We start from the raw sequence: 20,312 nt of genomic DNA on the forward strand, positions 1-20,312 counted from the left end.
ACGGCTCCACCACCGACGTGTCGACGCAGACCGCCCGGCTCTTCGTCTCGAGCACACCCGACGGATTCGTCGATCTGCTCAAGGCTATGCGGCCCGGCCTGACCACGCCGCTGCGCATGGCCAAATACTTCCTCACCCATCCCAGGCTGCTCGGCGCGCTGCCGGTGGTGCGCGACGCCAACAAGATCCCGGCCAGCTACGCCACCACCGAATACCACGGCCTGCACGCCTTTCGCTGGGTCGCCGCCGACGGCAGCGCCAGATTCGTTCGCTACCACCTGGTTCCGGCCGCCGCGCAGAACTACCTGTCCGCGTCGGCTGCTCACGGCGAGGCTGCCGACTTCCTCACCGACGAATTGAATGCGCGCCTGGAAAGCGGGCCGGTGCGGTTCGAATATCGCGTCCAGATCGGCGGGCCCACCGACTCCACGGTCGACCCGTCCGCGGCATGGCAAAGCACCCAGATCGCGACCGTCGGCACCATCGAGATCACCGGCCTCGAGACCGAACGCGAGCACGGCGGTGACATCGTCGTGTTCGACCCGATGCGGGTGACCGACGGCATCGAGCCCTCCGACGACCCGGTCCTGCACTTCCGGACGCTCGCGTATTCGGCGTCGGTCAAGCTGCGCACCGGCGTCGACCGCGGGGCCGAGGCGCCATCCGCCTGACGAGGGAGCGGTATCCGGCGGTCGCGCGCGGGCCGAAACCGGCGGCAGGCTAAGGTTTTTCTTCAGTGTCGCCTTCCCACATGCTGTTGATCTGTTTGGCCGGGCTCGGCGCGGGCGCCATCAACGCGCTCGTCGGGTCCGGCACCCTGATCACGTTCCCGACGTTGGTCGCCCTGGGCTTCCCGCCGGTCACCGCCACCATGTCGAACGCGACCGGCCTGGTCGCCGGCAGCGTGTCGGGCACCTGGGGCTACCGCGCCGAGTTGCGTGGCCAATGGAATCGCCTGCGCTGGCAGCTGCCCGCCTCCCTGGCCGGCGCGGTGCTCGGCGCCTTCCTGCTGCTGCACCTGCCGGAGAAGGTCTTCGCCGAGGTGGTGCCGGTGCTGCTGGTGCTGGCGTTGGTGCTCGTGGTCGTCGGCCCGAGAATCCAGGCGTGGACCGGCCGGCGCGCCGAGGTGGCCGGCCGCTCACCCGAGCACATCACCCCCGCGCGCATGGCCGTCCTCGTGCTCGGCACGTTCGCCGTCGGCGTCTACGGCGGCTATTTCACCGCCGCCCAGGGCATCCTGCTCGTCGGCCTGATGGGCGCGCTGCTGCCCGAGTCGGTGCAGCGGATGAACGCCGCCAAGAACCTGCTGACGCTGGTGGTGAATGTTGTTGCCGCCGTGGCCTATACGCTGGTCGCGTTCGACCGGATCAGCTGGCCGGCCGCCGGGCTGATCGCGGCGGGCTCACTGGTCGGCGGACTGATCGGGGCGCGTTACGGGCGGCGGCTGTCGGGCAACGCGCTGCGCGCGACGATCGTGGTGGTCGGCCTGATCGGGCTGTATCGACTGGTCGCCGTGGCGTGAAAGAGCGCGGCAACGGGTTTCAGTCCAGGGTCGCGGTGGCCGCCTCGTCGATGACGTCCCTCACCTCGCCGTGCTTGCGCCACGCCCGCAGCTGGCGCATCGCCCCGTTACCTTGGGCGGCGATTCGGTCGAGTTCGACTGTCACGCGGTCGTATTCGCCGAGCGATTCCAGCGTCGGCCGGACGCGCCGCACGAGCGCGCCCAATTGCTCACGCGCCGGCACGGATCCCCGGCCGTGGACCAGGTCGAGAGTGCGTCCGGCGAGCCCGTCGTGGGCGGCCTTCCAGTAGGCCGCGCGCAGGGCCGCCGGCGCGAGCCGCTCGACCTCACCGTCCTCGAGCGCCGTAATCACCGCGGCCCGGACCAGCGTGGCGAGCAAGACCGTCTCGGCCACGGTCGCCGGCACGTCGGCCACCCGCACCTCGATCGTCGGGAAGTTCTCCGACGGGCGCGCATCCCAATAGACCATCTTGTGATCCAGGATGATCTCGCTGTCGATCAGCATCCGCACCGTGCGGTCGTAGTCGTCGGGCGAGGGAAAGAAGGGCGGCGGCCCGGCCACCGGCCAGCGTCGCCACAGGACGCTGCGCCAGCTGGCGTAGCCGGTGTCGGCGCCACGGTAGATCGCCGAATTCGCCGACAGTGCAAGCAACGACGGCAGCCACGCCCGCAGCCAATTGCTGACATGAATGGCGGCCGCGCGGTTCGGAACCTGCACGTGCACATGGCATCCGCAGATGCCCTGCTCGTGCGCGACCATCCCGTACTCGGCGCCGATCCGCTGATAGCGCGGGGTGTCGGTGACCGGAAACTCGTGCGGCGTGGCCGGCGGAAGTCCGGCCGCGAGCAGCTGTAGTCCCACCGATTCGGCCGCCTGTGCGGCCGTGCGCCGCAACCGGGACAATTCCGCGCCGAGTTCCGGGCCGGTCGCGACGACGCTGGAGGTGGTTTCCACCTGGCAACTGCTCAGTTCCAGCTGCAGCTCGACGCCCTGGCGCTCGGCCGCGGCGGCCACATCGCTGTTTCGCGGAGCCGGTTCGCCGGTTCGCGGGTCGACGAGGAGGAATTCCTCCTCCGCGCCGAAGGTGGGAGGGTCGCTCATCCGGCCGGGAGGGCCGATCAGTGCCGGTGCGTCCCCGTCACCAACGGGTCGCGGACGCCAGCGCCGAGTCGGCGGTCGGGTAGATGGGCAGCAGCCCGGACAGGCCGCACGCGTCGACGATGCGGGTGACGATCGGCTCGCGGCTCACCAGGCGCAGTTCGACGCCGCGATCCTTGCAGCGCTTGGCCTCGTCGGCCAGCACCGCAAACGCGCAGCAACCCATGAAGTCGAGTCCCGTGACGTCGATGACCAGGGGACCGGGCCCGATGACGATTCCCGCGACTTCGCTGACCAGCTGGCGCCAGGTGTGCTCGTTGCAGGCGTCGACCTCACCGCCCGCGTAGATCAGGACCGCCGGGCCGCTGCGATCGGCCGTCGCGCGCAGCGTGCTGTTCGGATCGCCCAGCTCATAGACCAGCTTCGTGCTCAGCATCAGGTGGGTAGTTGTCATCGGTTCTGCAATGGCCGAGCTCATCGTGGACTCCTAATCGACAGGCGCCTACGACGCTGCGATGGATGCCCGTCCTGCCCTCTGAAGACAGACTCTTCGCGGAATGCGAATCTCATTTCTATAACAAGACAGGTCTGTCTGTCTACATGTCCCGGCTAAGAGTATGTTGTGGGTTGTTATGACAACTTCCGATGTCGGAAGGCCCGCCGCGTCGGCGCGTGAACGTATCCTGACCGCGGCATATGACCTGTTCAGCCGGCGTGGAATCCGTGCTGTCGGCACCGAAGAGGTGATCGACCGCGCCGGCGTCGCCAAGGCCACGTTGTACCGCCACTTCGCCACCAAGAACGACCTGGTGCTGGCCGTGCTGCAGCGGCGCGAGGAACTGTGGACCCACGGCCTCATCGAGGAACAGTCCCGGCAGCGGGGCGAGACGCCCGAGGAACAGCTGCTCGCGATCTTCGACGTCATGCACGACTGGATTCAGCTGCGCGACGGCTACGAGGGCTGCTCGTTCATCAACGTGTTGCTCGAGCTCGGGCCCGATTCCCCGGCGGGACAGGCCTGCATCGTCCACATCGACCACGTCCGCGACATCGTGCGTCACCGGGCCGTCGCGGCGGGGCTGACCGACGTCGAGGACTTCGCCTCGTCCTGGCACATCCTGATGAAGGGCGCCATCGTGCTGGCGGCCGTGGGCGACGGGGATGCCGCTCTGCGTGCCCGCAGGATGGCCATCGGGCTCATCGAAGAGCACCGGCCGGTGGCGCCGGAGGACCTCGGCGAGGCGGCCAGCTAGCCGCTGGGGTCAGGCCGCGGTGTTCTCGGCCTTGCGGTAATGCTCGGCCTCGAGTTCGGCGATGGCCCGCGAGGTGCGTTCGCGCAGCGCGAAGGCGGCGATCAGGCCGAACACGATCGCGATCACCAGTGCGATCCAGGAGAACCGCTCCATCCAGCGTTCCGCGGCCATGCCGGCGAAATACACCAGCGCGGTGGTGCCGCCGGCCCAGCAGATGGCGCCCGAGACGTTGGCCGCCAAGAAGCGCGGGTAATGCATCTTCAACGCTCCGGCCAGCGGCCCGGCGAATATCCGCAGCAGCGCGATGAACCGGCCGAAGAAGACCGCGCGAACTCCCCAGCGGCTGAACAACTTTTCGGCCAACGCGACGTGTCCGGGGCCGAAATGTTTGGGGAACCGCCGGCCCAGGCGGTCGAAGAGCGGCATGCCGAACCGCCGCCCGATCGCATAGCCGATCGAGTCGCCGACCACCGCGCCGATCACCGCCGCGACGCCGACACCGACGGGGTTGACCGGCAGATCGTCGTGCGACGACATCAGCGCCGCGCTGACCAGGATGATCTCGCCCGGCAGGGGGATGCCCAGGCTCTCCAGCCCGACCACACCGCCGACCACCAGGTAGACCGCGAGCGGCGGGATCGCATGCAGCAAAGCCTCCACATCCATGCGTCCAGGATGCCTGACCGCCGGGGGATACGCGCCCTAAACCCTCCGGTTCGCGTCGGCCGGCCGGCTCGGCGCGCCGAGGCTTTCCAGCCGCGGCCGCTTGGGTTCCCGCCCGTCGGCCGACGACAGGCCGCGCAGCCGGCGCCAGATCCACGGGAAGAAGCTGTCCTGCGTCCAGCGCAGCTGTTCGTACGCGCCCGCGCTGAGCGACCGCCGCCTGGCCTCCGGGCTCCCGTGGGCCCAATCATGGTTGCTGCCAGGCAGATTCAGCGCCTCGGCGGCAGCGGCGGCGAACAACATGTGCCCTTTGCTGGAGGCGTGCACGCGGTCGACGGCCCAGGTGTCCAACTCCCGCATGGACGGCGCGTTGTACAGGTCGACGAGCCCGAACCCGTAGCGATCGGCGGCCGCCGTGATCGCCGCGTTGATGCGGGCGAGGCGCCCGGACACCAGCCGCCCGAGCGGGAGGAACTGCGCGACGTTGGGAAAGGTCGTCGTCACCACCGTCGCGCCCGACCTGGCCAGCGTGGCGTAGACGTACTCGAGGTCGGCCAGGGCCGGGCCGAACGAGCGCCCCGGCTGGATGACGTCGTTCATCCCGGCGCACACGGTGATCAGGTCCGGCTGCATCTCCAGGGCCTGCGGGACTTGCTCGTACAACACGTCGGCGATCCGCTTGCCGCGGATCGCCAGGTTGGCGTAGTGCAGGCCCGGATAGGCCGAATCAAGCATGACGGCGAGCCGGTCCGCAAAACCGAGGAGACCGACGACGTCGTCGCCGTCCCACAAGCCCTCGGTCTGGCTGTCTCCGATGGCGACGTAACGGCGATATCCAGCCGGAATAACCCCGCGCACGATGCCGAGAATAATCGGGATCGCGCTCCCGGTGCATCAGGCGGGGCCACCCACTCGACGCGAGAAAATCACAGTCTTTGGACTAGCCTCATCGATCATGGCGATGCCTTTGAAGGGCAATGTAATTCGCGCGGGCCGCGAAAGAAACCTCGCGATCGGTGTTTTGGTCACCGTGGCGGTGTTCGTGGTGGGGCTGCTGTGGGCGAAGTGGACGCCGTATGCCCTCAAGGCCCTCACCGTCGGACGGACCCACCACTGGTCCGGCTCGAGCATCCTCGCCGTCGGCGGGGTGCACGCCGGGGATCGCCCGACGTGGCACGCCGCCGCGACGTTCTTCCACGCGTACGCCTCGTCGATCTGGCCGGCGCTGGCGGTCGCGCTGCTGATCAGCGCCTCGGTGCAGGCGTTGATGCCGCGGTCGTGGTTGCCGTTGGCGTTGAACCGCCGTCGGCTGGTCTCGAGCGCGCTGGCCGGAGGCGTGGCCGGCATGCCGTCGATGATGTGCACCTGCTGCGCCGCCCCGGTCGCCGTCACCTTGCGGCGCAACGGCGTCACTCCTCCGGCTGCCGTGGCGTACTGGCTGGGGAATCCGCTGCTCAACCCGGCGGTGCTCGTTTTCCTGTTGTTCGTCGCGCCCTGGCAGTGGACGCTGACCAGGGCGGTGGTGGGCGTCGCGACGGTGCTCGGCGTCGCGGCGGCGGTGGGGCTGACTTCTCGCGCACCCGGCGGCGAGCCGGCGGCCCCCGCGGCTTCCGTGGCCGACGAGGCCACGGGGAGACCGCGTCGGTTCGCGCGGGCGCTGCTGTGGTTGGGGCTGTTCTTGCTGCCGGAGTACGCCATTCTGGTATTGCTGGTCGGGGCGCTGCGCGGGTGGCTGCTCACGTTGGGTCAACCGGCGCACCACGGCCTGCTGGCGGGTCTGCTGCTCGTCACCCTGGTCGCGACCGTGGGCACCCTGATCGTCATCCCGACGGCAGGAGAAATCCCGATCCTGCAGGGGTTGGCCCTGCTGGGCGCGTCGTCGGGGACCATCGGTGCGTTGCTGATCACCCTGCCGGCGGTGAGCATCCCGGGTGCCGCGATGGTCGCCCGCAGCTTCGGGTGGAAGGCCACCGCGACCACGACCGGGGTGGTGATCGCGGCGGGGTTGCTCGGTGCGGCCGTCCTGAGCTTGCTCTGAGTCGCAACCCCCGCGCGTTGTCGCCGGGTAACTTCACTGTCATGGCGAAGAAGCGCGAGGCGGGTGCCGAGAGCGCCGCGGCGCCGGCCGCCGATTCGCTTGCGCCGCAGTATCCGATCGAGTCGGTCGACAACGCGCTCAAGCTGCTGCTGTTGTTGGGGGAACAACCCCAGATCCGGTTGAGCGAGGCGACCCGATACCTGGGTGTGGCGTCCTCCACCGCGCACCGGCTGCTGGCGATGCTGGCCTACCGCGGGTTCGTCCGGCAAGACCCGGTGTCGAAGGCGTACCTGCCCGGCCCGTCGTTGACGGGTGTGGCGTTCGCGATCTTCGGCCGAGTCGACATCCAGCGATCGGCCACCCCGATCATGCGAAGCCTCGCCGAACAGCTGCGCGAAACCGTCCACGTCGGGATGCTGGACGGCGCCAGCGTCCGCTTCGTCGCCGCCGTCGAAGGCCCGGCCGCGGTTCGGGTGGCCTCCCGGCTGGGCCGCGCCATGCCGGCGCATTGCACCTCGACGGGCAAGGCGATGCTGGCGCAGCTGCCGGAGCCCGAGCTGCGCCAGCTGCTGCCCCACGAGCGGCTGGAACGCATCACGGCGTCCTCGATCGGCAGCCGAACCGAGTTGGCGGCCGAGCTCGCCGCCGTTCGCGAGCGCGGGTACGCCGTCAACCGCGAGGAAAGCGAGGAAGGCGTCGCTTCGGTCGCGGTACCCATACCGACGCGGGCCCCGGGGCTGCGGCTCGCGCTCAACGCGGCCGCACCGGTGAACCGGATGGACATCTCGCGTCACGCCGCGGTGGCGGCGGCACTTACCAAGGCCGCCAAGGAGATTGGCGAACAGCTGGGCTGATGCCGCCCGAACCGCACCCGGGTCCGTGACCGCGGCCACCGCGCCAATAATTGAGTAGTCTTACGGATCCCGCGAGCGGCGCGCTGCCGCAGGCTGTTTGGCATGACCGTTCCCACTAGCATGTCCAAGACCACTGCCGCGTTTTTCGTTCAAGCCGCTGTCGCGTTCGCGATCAGCTTCATCGCCGCGCTGGGCGGCATCTACTTGCTGCCGCTCGACGGGTGGCAGCGATCCTTCCTCGGTATGACTTTCCTGTTCTTGGTGTCGAGCGCGTTCACGCTGGCCAAGGTGATTCGCGACCAACAGGAAGCCACCACCGTGCGGGTGCGCCTTGACGAGGCACGCATCGAGAAGCTGCTGGCCGACTACGACCCGCTCAATGCCGCCGCGAATTGAGTAGTACTACTCAGGCGTGACGCGTAGATCGCGCGGGTGCTGGTCCCGCGCGATCGGCCATGCTTTTCCTGGCACCCACCCCGCCGGTACATCCCCGAGGCATGGCCGCCCGATTCCGATCTCCACCAATAGATTTCCCGAAAGGTTCGGTACCATCCCATGGCAGTTCTTGCGAAATTCCCCGACGTCGCCGAGGTGGCGGCGGCCACTCCGGCCGACCGCGATCGCGTCCTGGACGTCATCCGCATCACGTCGCTGATCGGTGTGGTGCTCTTCCACACCGTGATGGCCATCAGCATCATCGAAAACCACGTGTTGATCTGGGATAACCTGCTGACCACTTCGGTGGTGTTTCAGGCGGCGACCTGGCTCCTGCAGATCATGCCGCTGTTCTTCTTCGCCGGCGCCGCGGCCTGCCTGTCGTCGTGGTCTGCCGGCACCAACTGGGGTGACTGGCTGATGAAACGCTGCACCAGACTGTTCCGGCCCGCGTCACCGGGTACCAGTGCCAACTGCCGCACTGCGTATTGATAACGCAGTAACTGCAATATCTGCAGCAAGTGCTACCGAGAAATGTCATGGTCAAGCGGGCGGAATGATGTGTGCGGGCGAGGAAAACTGACACGCGGTGCTAGGTTGCAGTTTCTGCATAATATGCCTACGGTGTATAAGTCTGCTTGATCTTCGGGTACGTCCGGGTTGGGCTGCCCTGCAACATGATCGCGCGGATGCTGTGACAACAGGTGCGTTACGTCCACCGACATGCGGGGATGGGTGCTGCCCCAGGTGTGTGACGCCGTTTCGCCTGAGAGGGAGATGTGCATGCCGTACACCGAAGAAGAGATCGCGTTTCTTCGATCTAGGTCCGACCTCGGAACTGGGTCGCTTGCGACCGTATCCTCAGATGGCCAACCGGACGTCGTCGCCGTGAGTTACGAGTTTGACGACACGTTCCTCTACATCGGTGGCTTGAATCAGTTGAAGTCCCGCAAGTATCGCAACGTTGTTGGAGGAAACTCTAAGGTGGCGTTCTTTCTCGAGTTCAGAGATCCTGAGTTTCCGATGTCGCTGCAATGGATGCGTATCTACGGCACCGCCGACGTCGTCGAACGCAAAGGCCGGTTCGATTCAGTGCAGACGCACGGCGCTGAAGACCGCGAAGCCAGTCAGTACATCCGGATCGCGCCGGTCATCTCGTGGGGCTTCAACTTGGAAGGGCGTCGGTTCGTCGAATTCGATGTCGAAAACTATAAGAATCTGGCAGCCGTGCGCCGCAACGACCATGGTGCGGAGGGTATCCGGTAGCACTGCGGTCGGGTCGGTGCGTCGTCACTTCGATGCAGGCCGTTGTGCAGACGTCGCTTCTTAGGTGCGAGCGCGACTCGCGCTGTTCTGACCGAAAAAGCTGGGAAGGATTCGCGCGGCTCGACGTACGTAGGGAACTGGCGTATCAGGATCGGTCGGGTCGGCATGTGACCACATGTCAATACCAGTTCGTACGGTCGCCAACGCCAGGCTGGCGATGAGTTGTGGGACTTCATCTGTGGCAGGCAGTTTCAAACGCTTGGACACGATGTCGGCCGTGGAGGCGTGGAATGCCTCGTACGTCGTCAAGACCGCCGCCAAGACGGTGGGGTGTTCCATAGCCACGACTCGGATATCGTCGGTCTGGCGCCTCGAGGGCGGATGTTGTTCGAGGTGTTGGGCAATGAGGGCGATCAGTTCGCTCAGGACGACCGAACGCGATGCCTTGCCCCGACCCATGAACTCTCCTGTCAAATCGTCTGGAAGTTCCAGGGGTGCGTACGCGACAGCCGCTTCCTTCGTGGCGAAATAGTTGAAAAAGGTGCGCTCGGCTATGCCGGCCTCAGCACTGATCTGTTCAATCGTGACGTTGTCATATCCCCGCTCCCGGGCGAGGCGTAGCGCGGCGGTGTGGATGTCGTTCGTTGTCTGCAGACGCCGACGCTCTCGAAGGCTGGATGCTCGGTCAACCATCGCACAATTGTGCACTGTCTGCACAATGTGCACGACCACGGGCGCGCCGTGTCGACGCGGAGTACAGTTGATGCATACAATGCAGAAAGTGCAACGTTGTGACGGAAAGGATGCGACGAATGACTTCTCACATCGAAGCGACGACGCTAGAGCACATGCCGCGAGGCGGCCCCGGTGCGTCCTGGTTGAATCGTCTGCTCCAGACCGACCGGTTGGAGTATCTGGATCGCGATGATGTGCCAGAAGAGGTGAAGCAGACGGTCATCGCAGCGCTACACCGTATGGGCGAGCGGCACGGTACCCACGAAAAGCAGGCACGCTGCATTGTCGGCATGCTCGGCGGCGCCCCCTCCCCGAAGATTCTTGAACTCGGAGCAGGACACGGTGAACTGTCCAGGCACATCTTGGCAATGCACCCCGGGGCGCAGGTGACGGTCACCGACATCAATCCGACATCTGTCGCTAACATCGCTTCGGGCCCGCTGGGCGCCGATGCTAGGGCAACGACACGGGTCATGGACGCAACGAATATCGACGCAGACGATGCCAGTTATGATCTCGTCGTCTTTTCCACCGCCTTCCACCACTTGCCTCCGGAAGCGGCATGCCGGGCTATCGCCGAAGGCACCCGTGTGGGCAGGAAGTTCGTCGTCATCGACGGTATGCGGCCCCCGGCGCTTGTATTGCTGCTCCTTCTGGCCGTCTGGTTACCCGCCGGCGCCCTCGTGACCGCGGTAATCCCTAAGTGGCGCTATGTGTTTCATGACGGAGTTATCAGCATGCTGCGGATGTACAGCAAGTCGGCATTCTCTGCGCTGGGGCACAGGGCAGATCCGACACTCACCGTCGATTTCACGCCGGTTACTAAGGGGCTCGGTTCCTTGGGCGGCGGCGCCGTTATCTACTCGAAGCCGGCCGCAAATGTCTGAGTCTGAGTAGACCCAACGTCGAGGGATACCAACTCAGCAGTGTCTGGCCGCCGGGAACCTCCGATGAACGACGACAGGAATCGGCAGCGCACCGCGGTGGTGACCGGCGGCAGCAGCGGAATCGGACTCGGGGTCGCACAAGCCCTGGGGCAGAAGGGCTTTAGGGTCTGGATCGCCGACCGCGATATCGAAAAGGGCGCCGTCGTCGGCGCACCTGAGGCCATCGTGCCTGCCGGCAGCTCGCTCACGCAACCCGGCCGGCGCGTTTGACGGTGACGAACTCGTCGCGTCGTGGAGGTCGTCGCGGGGGGATCGACGCCGGCGAAATCGCGGAGCAAGTCGCGCACTTCGCTGCCGTACATGAACTGTCCGGCGTCTGGATGGATGACGAGGGGCATTGCGCCGCCGCATCCGCCGACCAGGAAACCGACGCCGCCGAACTCGCCGGCGCTCTACTGATTCCGGCCGATTTGCCCGCCGTCACGCGATGGCCGGCAGCGTCGAGCCCCCCTGGCGGGCGGGTTCGGCTGATCCTGGATAGCTACAGGCCGCAGAGGCGACACCGTTCGGCGTGCGCCTCCACTTCGGCCGCACCTAGATGTAGTGGCACGACGAAGTCAGCTGTTAGTGAATGTTGGCTGCTAGGTCGCCGGACATCGCGACAAGTTGTGAACCCCAGGTTGACCAACCGTTGTCCCCGCCCTCGGGAAAATCGATGTGAGCGTTAGCGCCGCCGCTTGCCCGGTACTGGCCGGCGAATACGACGTTCGTCCCATGCGCGATCTCCGGGTAACCGATCATTGCGGCGGGGTCACTAGCCGCCGAGCCTTTCGGGCTATACACCCACAATCGCGTGTTGTTATCGCTAAGCAGTTGCACGTGGGCGGTTGGAGAATGCCACTTCCACCGGCCCGCCTGCGGCACGCCCCACATGTTTACGGTGTCGGCACCACCGTACCGTTGCAGGCCATCGGTGATGGCGCCGTCGACCCCGGTTCGTTCGGGAGCGAGGAAGCCCGATAGTGAGCCGGCGTAGCGGAATCGGTCGGGGTGGAAAGCGGCGAGCGCCGCCGCTGCGTAGCCACCCTGCGACGCGCCGACCACGCCGTGGCCCCCAGCAGCCAAGCCCTTGTTGGCCGCCAACCAATCTGGCAGCTCACTCGAGAGGAATGTTTCCCACTGCTTACTGCCGTCCTGCTCCCAGTTGGTGTACATGCTGTAGGCACCGCCGGCCGGTGCGGCCACTGAGATGCCTTTGCCGGCCAAGGCGTTCATGGCGTTGCCCGCCGTTATCCAATTGCTGACGTCGGGGCCAGCGTCGAAGGGATCCAGGAGATACACCGCATGCGGCCCGCCGGCCATGAATGCCACTGGAATATCGCGCCCCATGGCCGGCGAGGGCACCATCAAGGTCTCGTAGCTCGCAGCACCTGCCGTACGGGCATGCGTCACGGTGGCACACCATCCCGCTGTCAGCACTACGGCAAATATGGCCCGCAACAGGACGAATACGCGGTTCGGGTTGGCCACCCCAAAGTTGGCTGCGAGTGGGTTGGTACGCACTCCGCACCTCGACTTTCATTATCGAGAACATACTGGGCACAGATTAGCTGGTGCACTAGGTTAACCAGCCATAACTGGAATTTCACGCGATAGTGCGCGCGCAGTTCCGCGGGCCTCGAGGAGCAGACCACTACGGGATGCTCCGAGTTCACCGGGCACTTGTCGATGCCAGAGGCCGCCACGGAATCGCTATGTCGGTAGCCTCTAAGTCGTCGGTTTCAATGAACAGGAGCGGGGCGAGAAGGCGTGTGGTCCGGCGCGCCGGACGATCCGTCGCATCCACCGTTGTCCGCTGACCGGGCCGGTGTCCCATCTCAGGCGTCAAGAGCGGCAAGGTCCATGAGGAAAGTTCGGTCCAGCAGTTCTCGGGGTGTCGATATGTCGAGCTGGGCCGACGGCAAACACGCTAGCAGATCCAGCTTTATCATCGACTCTCCTGCCGAGACGGGGTGAGTTGCGCGGGTAGCTCGCTACTGCTCGGGGTAGGCCGGAGGGGGGTACGCCCCTCGCAATATCCAGGCGAACGCTTGGAATCCGTACTCAACTTCATCGCTGGCGTCATAGTCCGGATTGGGATCCATCCGAGTCACCCTCCTTGATCACCCGCTCCGTCAATCGCAACGAAGCTCCTGATTAACCTAGTAACCTTTGATGATGACCGCCAGGTTAGGCCTGCGGAATATGTCCGTCAAGGCCATGGCAACCGACCGACACGATCGAGAAACTGACTACGCGAGTTCGTGTCTCCCGTGCCTATAGGAGACCGTGCGACATCGCGGACTTGCCCGCATCTCGCGTCCGTGTGATGGGCCGACGATAATGGCTGGCCTACGGGAGTCGGTCTGCACGGCGGCGAATCGGTTCCATGGCGTGGACCGAGCGGCGAAATCGGTCGTGCGGATCGCTTCCGCCCTGTTCGGGAAGCAGCCGGTGCGGCCGTCACCGCTGAATTGAGCATGGGAATGCACAAACCTTGGAACACAACTTCTTCTGGGAGCATGAATACACGTCGCCATCGCCATCGCCAGCCCGCAGGACGGACGGTGTGGGGTCTGCTGACGTTGTAGTCGCGGCGCCAGTCCTCAATGATCACGGGGCTTCCAGGAGCGAGTCGAAGCGCCAGGCGTTGAGCAGTTCATCACAGAGCCGGCCGTTGAATGACTCGCTCCGGGCGTTCTGCCATGGCGAGCCGGGATCGATGAATAGTGAAGCGGCGCCGTGGAATCGACACCAACCGTTGACGGCGGGGGCCACGAACTCCGGACCGTCGTCGAAGCGCACATAGGTCGGCGCGCCAGTGGGTGTGGACCCAGGCGGTCCAAGACAACACCGACGCCGTCAGCGTGGATGCGGCGATCAACCTCAATGGCGAGCGCTTCATGGGTGAACTCGTCGATCACGTTGAGCAACTCGGCTTCTAGTTCCTTAGGCCGCTCGGCGTCGCTGGCCTTGATGCCGCCGTACTGGGCCACCCAGCGATGCCAGGTCGACTCGGCGATCTACAGGTGACGACAAACCTCGTCGAGCTCCTGACCCGACGCCAGCAGCTTGATGCCCTCGGCGAGCTTGCGGACGATCTGATCCGGCGACGACGCCGGTGCCAGACGCTTATCGTTAATCCCGAATTGATCGAGAAAGGCAGGCGGATGGCGGCGGTTGCGCGACTAGACTCAGGTCGGCCACTTCCATTCACTTTGAGGAACAAGATGAGCCCGCGCCGGTGGTTCTTTTACAACAGTCCCCGCCGCACGCCGTGGACTGCCTTGCCTCTCTTCGCCGCCGCGGTGGCGGGCTGGCTGGTGATGCCACCGCCGGCGCATGCCGTTCCCTCACCGGACGTCGACTTCGTCTATAACGTGACGGTGCGCCGGCACTATGATTTTCCGAACGGTGACGCCATCAGCTACGGCCATGAGATCTGCGACGAGGTCAGCGGCGGCCAAAGCTTTGCCCGAGTAATGGGCCAGGTGAAAAGCGATGTCACCCCCAACGACGAGTATGCGGCGAATTTTCTGGTCTCATATGCGGTCAGTCAATACTGTCCCGAACAGATTTGGCAGCTGCGAAAGTCCGCGGCCGGCTATCAGGCGCCCGCGGGTACCGAAAGCCCGGTCAGCGGGCTGCAAGGCGATGTAGCTGGCAAGTGAGGCGCTGAGCTTCTCGCGCCGCTTCGACGTCGACGCCAGATCGCGGAGTTCGCTTCGTGCGGCATCGCTCCCTCCGAGCAGCGGAAGTCCGTTCAGCCTGGATCGGAGAGCAGGTTCACCCGGTTAACTAAGAAACCCTTGACGTCGGTGCGACTTGTGCAACGATGAGTTCTCATGGAAGTCAGGGAGCTAGCGCGACGTCGCGCGCCGATGCTGTCGGTGCTCATCCTCGTAGGCACTGGGATCATCGCATCCGGCGTCCCGACCACGCATGCGGATAATGACGACAACACGCTCATACCAAATAACAGGCGGCTCAACAACAGCGTTGTCGGCAATGTGTACACTGTTCAACACCAGGGCGGGTGCACCACCGAGCTGAAGATCAATCGACAACTCCAGTTGGCAGCGCAGTGGCATACCGACGACGTGCTCAATAACCGTGCGCTTGACGGTGACATCGGGTCGGACGGATCGACGGTGCAGGACCGGGCCCAGGCCGCCGGCTATCGCGGTACGGTCGCTGAAACCGTGGCCATTCAACCGGCATTGGCCATCAACAACCTTGATATCATGGCCAATTGGTATTACCGCCCGGACTACTACGCCATCATGTCCAACTGCGCCAACACCCAGATCGGAGTGTGGTCGCAAAACAGTCTGGACCGCAGCGTCGTGGTTGCCGTCTACGGGCAGCCGAGCTGATTGCCGTGCCGCCCTCGGCGATCGGTCGTTGTCGGCCGTCAATGAGCGGGATGGTGCGATGAAGAAGCTCGTCATGCTTACGCCCACGCTCGTCTTGGTCGCTGGCATAGCGGTGGGCTGCTCGTCCACACCACCCCTGAGGGCTAGACCCGGGACGCTGGCACCGGGGACAGCACAGTTAAGCGTCCAGGGCGAAAAGGTCGTGACCACTACGGCGGTCCGGTGTTCGACGGTGGGATCGCATACCATGATTGAGGCCGGTGGCGCCCAAGAGGGCGCGACGGTGTTGCTATCCAACGCCGGGCCACTCGCCGTCGGCTTCGTGAGGATTCGTCAGCCCGGCGGCTTCATTGGGGACTACAACCAAGGCCTGGAAGGCGACGCCTCCGTGACAGTAACCGGATCGACCTACGACATCACCGGGTCGGCACTCGGGTACGACCCGTCATCGGTTGAGCCTACGAAGCAACCGTTCACGATCAGAGTCTCGTGTTGAGGTGCCCGACGATGAAGCATGTGCGCCTAACCCCAAACCGTCGTGGTGCTTCCGTGCCCCGACAGCGCCAATGACTTCGCCGCGGCGAAACGACGGACGCCGGTCGTCGTTCACCGTGAAGGAAAAGTAAGCCGCTTGCCAGGTTTGAACGCCACCGACGACGATTTCGTGCCGGATCAAATTGCACGCATGAGGCTGTGCTCGCAAGCTGGCTCGACGTTGGGCAACTTACAGCGAAGAAATGCCACCAGCTGAGCTCCGGTGGATCAGCCGGTCGTGCTGTCGCTAACTGGGCGTATCGCTGCAGTTGCCGCGGCCTTGGTGATCGCGGTATCCCTATCGGGTTGCAGTAGCCCGCCGTCAGACAACCATCCCCAGCTCAGCCAACTCCGACGCGCCGCGCATAACCGGCGTGCCCGCGGGTTACAACGCTGACGATCTCGCCTTCGCCGATCACATGATCCTGCACCACGACCAGGGCAAGCAATTATCCCGGATCACTCTGTCGATCCAGGCGTCATCGGCTTCGCTGCGAAGACCAGCGCGGCCCTGGATTCGGACGTGGCGGTTTTGCGAGTGTTACGGGTGCAATGGAACGAGAATCCGGAGACCATGGTGGGCGGCGGGCAGGGCGCCCCAATAATGGGTATGGCCGACGATGCCACCATCGCGAAGCTTAGCTCGTTGCACGCCAATCAATTTGACACGCTGCGGCTGCAGACGATGACCCTCCTCGATCGGGGAGCAATCGAAATGGCCAAAGCCGAAGTGGCCAAGGATAAAAACGCCGATGCCATCGGTTTGGCAAAGCAGATCGTCAAAGTAGAGCAAGATCGAGTGGGCGAAATTGACCAGATGCTCGGACGCTGATTCATCTGGCGCGCCGGATCGCCGTAACCGTCGGCTGCTGGTCGGGGGATGGCGATGTCGCGAAACGACCATTCGGCGGCGCGGTCCGGCATGTCACGCTGAGCGGCTACCGCCGAACTTGCGATGGGGTGAGGCGCGGGCGGCGTGGCCCATAGGTTGTTTGCTGGGAGGAATTCGCTGATCCTCGTCCGGCACCGTGGAAACGCCGAAACCCGGGCGCCGCGGGACGTGGCCACTCGGTACGCCGGTACTGATCCGGCTCGCGGTGTGTCCAGGGCGCCGGGTCTTCAATCGCACACTGCGTTTACCAGTCCTTTGCAACGCCCGCCCGCTGGATATGGCCCTGACGTGGGCAAAATGGCGGTCAATAGCACTCGGTGCGGGGCTAGTCGCCGCGCGACCGTCGGTTCCCGAAAGCGGCGTTCCAGGCGCGTGATGCGACGCGGTTTTCGTTCGTCTGGGGCACCTTCAGTACAAGGCTTACCTGGTCTACTAGGTGGAACTGGTTCGGTGTCGGTCAAATCGCTTCATTTTGTTGCTCAGGTTCGTAATTGTGGTGTACCGTTCTGCGGCAGCCGTTGGTGTCGTGAGTCACAGATGTGCGGTTGCGGACTGGTCGAAGGGTCGATCAGGTTGAGGGAGGGTTTCAGCCGCTTATGCAAACCAGGACGATTGGCGAAGGGGCTCGCTAGTGGTTGCAATGACGTCCCTGGCCAAACCGGTACGCGAGTTCGGTGGTTTTTTCGGCATGTCGCTGGACGCCCTGGTGCAGCTGGTGCGCCCGCCCTTTGCCTGGCGTGAGTTCGTCCATCAGAGCTGGTTCGTCGCCCGGGTGTCCCTGGCGCCCGCCATCCTGCTGATCATCCCGTTCAACGTGTTGGTCATCGCGATGCTCAACATCATCTTGTTCGAGATCGGTGCCGGGGATGCCGCGGGAACCGGTGCGGCGCTTGCCGTCCTGACCCAGGACGGGCCAATAACGACAGTATTTGTCATCGGCGGTGCCGGTGCCACGGCTATGTGCGCCGATCTTGGTGCGAGGACCATTCGAGAAGAAATCGACGCCATGAAGGTGCTGGGCATCAATCCCATTCAGCGGCTGGTGGTGCCGAGAGTCGCGGCACTGATCCTCAACGCGGTACTGCTGACTTCGGTGGTGTGCGTCGTGGGTCTGGCCGGTTGTTATGTCTTCTCGGTGTACGTCGAGCATGTGACCCCTGGCGCCTTTATGACGAGCTTGACGTTGGTCGTCGGGCTACGGGACGTCGTTTTCTGCTTCGTCAAGTCCGTGTTGTTCGGCGTCGCCGGCGGACTTATCGCCTGTTACAAAGGCCTGACGGTGGGAGGCGGTCCGCAAGGCGTCGGCAACGCGGTCAATGAGACTGTTGTGTATACGTTCGTGGCCTTGTTCGTGATCAGTATGTTGGTCACCGCCGTCGGCGCGAAGTCGATCGTATGAGCAGTGGTCCCAGTACACTGCGGCCGCTGTGGCAGCGGCGCTTGCGTGGCGGGGTCGAAGGGTGGAACCGCCTCGGAGAGCAGACGGCGTTTTACTTCACGAGCGTCCGGTATATCGGTGAAGCCGCCATCAAATACCAAGAAGAAACGCTGCGGGTCATCGCCGGAATGAGTTTGGGCGTCGGCGCACTCGCCTTGATCGGTGGCTCGGTGGTCATCGTCTCCTTCATGCTGCTGAACGTCGGCTCCGTGGTGGGCATCGTGGGATATTCCGAACTGCACAGTATCGGCGTGGAAGCGCTGAGCGGTTTCTTCTCCGCCTATGTCAACCCGCGCATCGCCGCTCCACTGCTCGCCGCGGTCGGCCTGGCCGCCACCGTCGGTGCCGGGGCCACCGCCCAACTGGGTGCAATGCGGATCGCCGAGGAGATCGATGCGCTTGAGGTGATGGGCGTCCGCACCATTACCTACCTGGTGTCGACCCGGGTGCTCGGCGGTGTGATCGTGGTGATCCCGCTGTTTTGTACCGCCGAGCTGGTGGGATTCCTCGCCAGCAGGACAATTGTCGTCTTCGTCGACGGCCAGTCGTCGGGCGCCTATGACCATTACTTCCACACGTTCCTGCGGCCGCTGGATTTGTTGTGGGCGCTGCTTCAGGTGATCGGTCAGGCAATGGTGATCATGCTTATCCACACCTATTACGGTTTCCACGCTTCCGGCGGGCCCGCAGGCGTGGGTGAGGCGACAGGTCGTGCGGTGCGCGCCTCGCTGATCGTGGCGGTGTTTGTGACGACGGTAATGGCACTGGCCCTTTACGGCCGGTCCGGCGGCTTCCACCTATCCGGGTAGCGCCGTGAATCCAAAACGACGCGCGGCTGGCCTGCACCCCGCATGGTGGACCCTGATCCTCGTCACGGTGATCGTTGCTACCGTCGCCGTCACCGTAGTGTCCTTCAATGGCAACTTCCGGTCTTACGCACACGTGACACTCACCTCGGAGCGGGCGGGCCTGGTGATGGACCCCTATGCACCGGTGAAGTTCCGCGGCGTTCAAGTCGGTCGCGTCGCTTCGATTCAGCCCACCGGCCCGGTGAAACTACAGCTGGAGTTATATGCGGACCAGCTTAAATACATCCCGGCCAATGTCGAAGCCCAGATCAGCGCGCCGACGGTGTTCGGCGCGAAATACGTTGAGCTGACGGCTCCTAGCCATCCCAGCTCGAAGCCGCTGGCTACCGGCGCGGTGCTGAGGTCGCGCAACGTGAGCATCGAGGCCAACACAATCTTCCAGAACCTGGCCGGCGTGCTGAACCAGATCGACACCGCCAAACTGAATGCGGTGCTGTCGGCCTTGGCCGAGGGCTTTCGCGGCAAGGGAGCAGTCCTCGGTGAAGCCATCACCGCTGCCAACCAGGTGCTGATGGCGATCAATCCTCGGAGCGAGACGATCCGGGCCGATTACCGCGCGCTCAAAGGGTTTGCCGACACCTACAGCGCGGCCGCTCCCGACCTACTCACCGTGCTGGACGCCGCCAGCACGACCAGCGCTACGATCACCAACAACAGGAAAGCCCTGGACTCGTTGCTGCTCAACGTAACCGGGCTTTCTAACAGCGGCATCAACCTGCTCGGCCCAGCCAAGAACAACCTGGTCCATTCGATCAACGTGCTCGAGTCGACGACGCGCTTGCTGATGAAATACAACCCCGAACTCACGTGCACCCTGGTTGGCGGAAAGGTCTACCTGGACAATGGGGGATTCGACGTCACGGGCGGCGCCGATGGAAAGTCGACGATTCTGGACGTCGCGTTGCTGTTGGGCGACGATTCGTACCAGTACCCACAAAACCTGCCCGTCACCGACCAAAAAGGTGGACCCGGGGGAGCGCCCGGCTGCGGTTCCTTGCCCGACGTCGCCAACAACTGGCCGGTGCGCTATTTGATCACCGACTCCGGATGGGGCAGCGGACTGGACGTGCGGCCCAATCCCGGTATCGGTTTCCCGGGCTACGCCAATTACGCCCCGACTACCCGTGGGACACCCCAACCGCCCAGCATCCGCCACCCGGGCGGCCCGGCTCCGGGACCGGTCCCGTATCCGGGTGCGCCGCCCTACGGTGCCAAGCGGTACGCCCCGGACGGAACGCCACTGTATCCAGGTCTGCCGCCGGCTCCGCCGCCCGGCAGGCCGAAGGAACCGCGACAAGCGCCGCCCGGCTCAGAGCCGTTCAAGCCGGTGTATCCGGGAATGCAACCAACGTGCGGACTCCTCAACCAACCGTGCCCACCGACACCGCCCGAGTCACGGCCAGCGCCGTGAC

22 protein-coding genes and 3 pseudogenes are annotated in these 20,312 nt (G+C 64.7%); 17 read left to right on the forward strand and 8 right to left on the reverse strand.

Annotated features, from left to right (window positions below):
• Both A5695_RS09940 and A5695_RS09945 read left to right on the forward strand, forming a co-directional pair.
• Positions 1-671, forward strand: a 671-nt coding sequence (locus A5695_RS09940; protein WP_068080469.1) for a catalase, incomplete at its 5' end; no start/stop codon positions are given.
• 65 nt (positions 672-736) lie between these two features.
• The gene (locus A5695_RS09945) at positions 737-1,522 is read left to right on the forward strand and encodes a sulfite exporter TauE/SafE family protein (RefSeq protein WP_082945968.1); all 786 of its coding nucleotides are present in this window, start codon (positions 737-739) and stop codon (positions 1,520-1,522) included.
• A gap of 19 nt (positions 1,523-1,541) precedes the next feature.
• On the opposite strand, the gene A5695_RS09950 is transcribed toward A5695_RS09945, so the two are convergent.
• Complete coding sequence (locus A5695_RS09950; RefSeq protein WP_068080473.1) at positions 1,542-2,624, reverse strand: glutamate--cysteine ligase; 1,083 nt, start codon at positions 2,622-2,624, stop codon at positions 1,542-1,544.
• A gap of 37 nt (positions 2,625-2,661) precedes the next feature.
• Positions 2,662-3,099: an anti-sigma factor antagonist gene (locus A5695_RS09955; RefSeq protein WP_068080478.1), complete on the reverse strand. Its 438-nt coding sequence runs from the start codon at positions 3,097-3,099 to the stop codon at positions 2,662-2,664.
• A gap of 154 nt (positions 3,100-3,253) precedes the next feature.
• Between A5695_RS09955 and A5695_RS09960 the strand changes: the two genes are divergently transcribed.
• Positions 3,254-3,874: a TetR/AcrR family transcriptional regulator gene (locus A5695_RS09960; RefSeq protein WP_068080480.1), complete on the forward strand. Its 621-nt coding sequence runs from the start codon at positions 3,254-3,256 to the stop codon at positions 3,872-3,874.
• A gap of 9 nt (positions 3,875-3,883) precedes the next feature.
• On the opposite strand, the gene A5695_RS09965 is transcribed toward A5695_RS09960, so the two are convergent.
• Positions 3,884-4,540 (reverse strand): DedA family protein, encoded by a 657-nt coding sequence (locus A5695_RS09965; RefSeq protein ID WP_068080482.1) that lies wholly within the window; start codon positions 4,538-4,540, stop codon positions 3,884-3,886.
• A 36-nt stretch (positions 4,541-4,576) separates the two neighbouring features.
• Positions 4,577-5,395, reverse strand: coding sequence for an SGNH/GDSL hydrolase family protein (locus A5695_RS09970; RefSeq protein WP_082945969.1), 819 nt, complete (start codon positions 5,393-5,395; stop codon positions 4,577-4,579).
• A gap of 97 nt (positions 5,396-5,492) precedes the next feature.
• Between A5695_RS09970 and A5695_RS09975 the strand changes: the two genes are divergently transcribed.
• The 5 genes and pseudogenes from A5695_RS09975 to A5695_RS09995 all read left to right on the forward strand — a co-directional run bounded on the left by A5695_RS09975 (position 5,493) and on the right by A5695_RS09995 (position 9,130).
• Positions 5,493-6,575: a permease gene (locus A5695_RS09975; RefSeq protein WP_068080484.1), complete on the forward strand. Its 1,083-nt coding sequence runs from the start codon at positions 5,493-5,495 to the stop codon at positions 6,573-6,575.
• A 41-nt stretch (positions 6,576-6,616) separates the two neighbouring features.
• Positions 6,617-7,429: an IclR family transcriptional regulator gene (locus A5695_RS09980; protein ID WP_068080485.1), complete on the forward strand. Its 813-nt coding sequence runs from the start codon at positions 6,617-6,619 to the stop codon at positions 7,427-7,429.
• Between the two features lie 102 nt (positions 7,430-7,531).
• Positions 7,532-7,825, forward strand: coding sequence for a YiaA/YiaB family inner membrane protein (locus tag A5695_RS09985; RefSeq protein WP_068080487.1), 294 nt, complete (start codon positions 7,532-7,534; stop codon positions 7,823-7,825).
• Between the two features lie 159 nt (positions 7,826-7,984).
• Positions 7,985-8,314: pseudogene (locus A5695_RS09990) on the forward strand (acyltransferase family protein); the annotation flags it as partial.
• Between the two features lie 333 nt (positions 8,315-8,647).
• A complete protein-coding gene (locus A5695_RS09995) occupies positions 8,648-9,130 on the forward strand; it encodes a pyridoxamine 5'-phosphate oxidase family protein (protein ID WP_197515439.1) in 483 nt (160 codons plus the stop codon).
• A gap of 60 nt (positions 9,131-9,190) precedes the next feature.
• Here A5695_RS09995 and A5695_RS10000 read toward each other — a convergent pair whose 3' ends face one another.
• Positions 9,191-9,823 carry a TetR/AcrR family transcriptional regulator gene (locus A5695_RS10000; RefSeq protein ID WP_068080516.1) on the reverse strand — a complete coding sequence of 211 codons (633 nt, stop codon included), beginning with the start codon at positions 9,821-9,823 and terminating at the stop codon, positions 9,191-9,193.
• Between the two features lie 119 nt (positions 9,824-9,942).
• Here A5695_RS10000 and A5695_RS10005 point away from each other — a divergent pair, with 119 nt between their 5' ends.
• Positions 9,943-10,752 carry a class I SAM-dependent methyltransferase gene (locus tag A5695_RS10005; RefSeq protein WP_068080493.1) on the forward strand — a complete coding sequence of 270 codons (810 nt, stop codon included), beginning with the start codon at positions 9,943-9,945 and terminating at the stop codon, positions 10,750-10,752.
• Between the two features lie 63 nt (positions 10,753-10,815).
• Positions 10,816-11,022: an SDR family NAD(P)-dependent oxidoreductase gene (locus tag A5695_RS30025; protein ID WP_068080495.1), complete on the forward strand. Its 207-nt coding sequence runs from the start codon at positions 10,816-10,818 to the stop codon at positions 11,020-11,022.
• A gap of 354 nt (positions 11,023-11,376) precedes the next feature.
• Here A5695_RS30025 and A5695_RS10015 read toward each other — a convergent pair whose 3' ends face one another.
• From A5695_RS10015 to A5695_RS10020, 3 genes and pseudogenes are all read right to left on the reverse strand, one after another.
• Entirely contained in the window at positions 11,377-12,255 is an 879-nt protein-coding gene (locus A5695_RS10015) for an alpha/beta hydrolase family protein (RefSeq protein ID WP_082945974.1), read from the reverse strand.
• A 530-nt stretch (positions 12,256-12,785) separates the two neighbouring features.
• Positions 12,786-12,896 (reverse strand): annotated as a pseudogene (locus tag A5695_RS29525) (CAP domain-containing protein); the annotation flags it as partial.
• Between the two features lie 461 nt (positions 12,897-13,357).
• Positions 13,358-13,919 (reverse strand): annotated as a pseudogene (locus tag A5695_RS10020) (integrase core domain-containing protein); the annotation flags it as partial.
• Here A5695_RS10020 and A5695_RS10025 point away from each other — a divergent pair.
• The 7 genes from A5695_RS10025 (at position 13,821) to A5695_RS10055 (ending at position 20,311) form a co-directional block, all read left to right on the forward strand.
• Positions 13,821-14,462, forward strand: a complete 642-nt coding sequence (locus A5695_RS10025) for a DUF732 domain-containing protein (RefSeq protein ID WP_231974778.1) — start codon at positions 13,821-13,823, stop codon at positions 14,460-14,462. The pseudogene A5695_RS10020 and the gene A5695_RS10025 overlap by 99 nt on opposite strands.
• A gap of 174 nt (positions 14,463-14,636) precedes the next feature.
• Positions 14,637-15,167 (forward strand): CAP domain-containing protein, encoded by a 531-nt coding sequence (locus A5695_RS10030; protein ID WP_068080499.1) that lies wholly within the window; start codon positions 14,637-14,639, stop codon positions 15,165-15,167.
• A 58-nt stretch (positions 15,168-15,225) separates the two neighbouring features.
• On the forward strand, positions 15,226-15,663 hold the full coding sequence (locus A5695_RS10035) for a lipoprotein LpqH (RefSeq protein ID WP_068080501.1): 438 nt from the start codon (positions 15,226-15,228) through the stop codon (positions 15,661-15,663).
• A 489-nt stretch (positions 15,664-16,152) separates the two neighbouring features.
• Complete coding sequence (locus A5695_RS27455; protein ID WP_255398676.1) at positions 16,153-16,533, forward strand: DUF305 domain-containing protein; 381 nt, start codon at positions 16,153-16,155, stop codon at positions 16,531-16,533.
• 700 nt (positions 16,534-17,233) lie between these two features.
• Complete coding sequence (locus tag A5695_RS10045) at positions 17,234-17,992, forward strand: ABC transporter permease (protein WP_068080502.1); 759 nt, start codon at positions 17,234-17,236, stop codon at positions 17,990-17,992.
• On the forward strand, positions 17,989-18,840 hold the full coding sequence (locus tag A5695_RS10050; protein WP_068080504.1) for an ABC transporter permease: 852 nt from the start codon (positions 17,989-17,991) through the stop codon (positions 18,838-18,840). The genes A5695_RS10045 and A5695_RS10050 overlap by 4 nt, the downstream gene beginning before the upstream one ends.
• A gap of 4 nt (positions 18,841-18,844) precedes the next feature.
• Complete coding sequence (locus tag A5695_RS10055) at positions 18,845-20,311, forward strand: MCE family protein (protein WP_068080506.1); 1,467 nt, start codon at positions 18,845-18,847, stop codon at positions 20,309-20,311.
• The last annotated feature ends 1 nt before the right edge of the window (position 20,312 follow it).

It is taken from the genome of Mycobacterium sp. E1747 (assembly GCF_001667775.1).
Classification (GTDB): Bacteria; Actinomycetota; Actinomycetes; order Mycobacteriales; family Mycobacteriaceae; genus Mycobacterium.

Coding starts and splice junctions, on each gene's coding strand:
- A5695_RS09950 (WP_068080473.1), bottom strand. CDS start 2,624: ATGAGCGACCCTCCCACCTTCGGCGCGGAGGAGGAATTCCTCCTCGTC.
- A5695_RS09955 (WP_068080478.1), bottom strand. CDS start 3,099: ATGAGCTCGGCCATTGCAGAACCGATGACAACTACCCACCTGATGCTG.
- A5695_RS09960 (WP_068080480.1), top strand. CDS start 3,254: ATGACAACTTCCGATGTCGGAAGGCCCGCCGCGTCGGCGCGTGAACGT.
- A5695_RS09965 (WP_068080482.1), bottom strand. CDS start 4,540: ATGGATGTGGAGGCTTTGCTGCATGCGATCCCGCCGCTCGCGGTCTAC.
- A5695_RS09975 (WP_068080484.1), top strand. CDS start 5,493: ATGGCGATGCCTTTGAAGGGCAATGTAATTCGCGCGGGCCGCGAAAGA.
- A5695_RS09980 (WP_068080485.1), top strand. CDS start 6,617: ATGGCGAAGAAGCGCGAGGCGGGTGCCGAGAGCGCCGCGGCGCCGGCC.
- A5695_RS09985 (WP_068080487.1), top strand. CDS start 7,532: ATGACCGTTCCCACTAGCATGTCCAAGACCACTGCCGCGTTTTTCGTT.
- A5695_RS09995 (WP_197515439.1), top strand. CDS start 8,648: ATGCCGTACACCGAAGAAGAGATCGCGTTTCTTCGATCTAGGTCCGAC.
- A5695_RS10000 (WP_068080516.1), bottom strand. CDS start 9,823: ATGGTTGACCGAGCATCCAGCCTTCGAGAGCGTCGGCGTCTGCAGACA.
- A5695_RS10005 (WP_068080493.1), top strand. CDS start 9,943: ATGACTTCTCACATCGAAGCGACGACGCTAGAGCACATGCCGCGAGGC.
- A5695_RS30025 (WP_068080495.1), top strand. CDS start 10,816: ATGAACGACGACAGGAATCGGCAGCGCACCGCGGTGGTGACCGGCGGC.
- A5695_RS10030 (WP_068080499.1), top strand. CDS start 14,637: ATGGAAGTCAGGGAGCTAGCGCGACGTCGCGCGCCGATGCTGTCGGTG.
- A5695_RS10035 (WP_068080501.1), top strand. CDS start 15,226: ATGAAGAAGCTCGTCATGCTTACGCCCACGCTCGTCTTGGTCGCTGGC.
- A5695_RS10045 (WP_068080502.1), top strand. CDS start 17,234: ATGACGTCCCTGGCCAAACCGGTACGCGAGTTCGGTGGTTTTTTCGGC.
- A5695_RS10050 (WP_068080504.1), top strand. CDS start 17,989: ATGAGCAGTGGTCCCAGTACACTGCGGCCGCTGTGGCAGCGGCGCTTG.